Source organism: Pseudoalteromonas sp. SIMBA_162 (assembly GCF_046535955.1).
GTDB lineage: Bacteria > Pseudomonadota > Gammaproteobacteria > Enterobacterales > Alteromonadaceae > Pseudoalteromonas > Pseudoalteromonas marina.
Map to the genome: position 1 here is coordinate 1 of NZ_JAWJBQ010000127.1, position 372 is coordinate 372.

Below are 372 nucleotides of genomic sequence, written 5' to 3' on the forward strand. Positions count from 1 at the left end.
TCGATCAGATAGGCCAGGCGCGCGCGCGACAGCCCCTGACGATCGGTCAGCGGACGACAGATGTTGCCCACGGCCAGGCTATTGAAATAATCATCGATGAAGATGAATACCCCCAGCAGCACGGTCATCAGCTGCGAGCCACGGCGGGTCGTGACTCGCGCCCGAGCCCAGTTGCCGAAGGCACGGGTGCCGCCTGCCAGCGTGATCACGCCGACCATGGCACCCAGTGCCAGCAGGAACAGCAGGATATAGACATTCCAGCTGTTGAGGCTGGCCTCGGCAAGCTGACCGCTGTCCGGCATCTCGATGAAGACGGCAACCAGCTGCTGCCAGAGATAGTGCAGCGTGACGAGCGGCGAGAAATCATTCAGC

Annotated in this window: 1 pseudogene; it reads right to left on the minus strand. The window is 61.8% G+C overall.

The features are described 5' to 3' along the window. Positions 1-372, minus strand: a pseudogene (locus R0J88_RS19005) (Na+/H+ antiporter); the annotation flags it as partial.